The 206-nt window shown below is 62.6% G+C and carries 1 pseudogene; it reads left to right on the top strand.

The features are described 5' to 3' along the window. Positions 1-195: pseudogene (locus tag IH26_RS62535) on the top strand (hypothetical protein); the annotation flags it as partial. Between the last annotated feature and the right edge of the window lie 11 nt (positions 196-206).

The following is a 206-nucleotide window of genomic DNA, read 5'->3' as shown; positions in this document are numbered from 1 at the left end:
AAGGTCCCCGCGATCGACGCCGTGGCCGGCGATCGTCCAGCAGTCTGGATCGATGACAATCACACGAAGGCGGGACGCCGCTGGTCCGCCATTCGGTGCGCACCGACCTTACTGGTGGCGATCGATCCCGCGATGGGTTGGACTCGCAAGGACGTCGATCACGTACTGAAATGGGTAGGCGATTTGCAGTCCTGACCCCGATCACC

It is taken from the genome of Actinoplanes subtropicus, from assembly GCF_000721705.1.
In the GTDB taxonomy this organism is placed as follows: Bacteria; Actinomycetota; Actinomycetes; order Mycobacteriales; family Micromonosporaceae; genus Actinoplanes; species Actinoplanes subtropicus.
The sequence above is the reverse complement of the archived record's forward strand: the minus strand, read 5'-3'. Positions and strand labels throughout refer to the sequence as shown.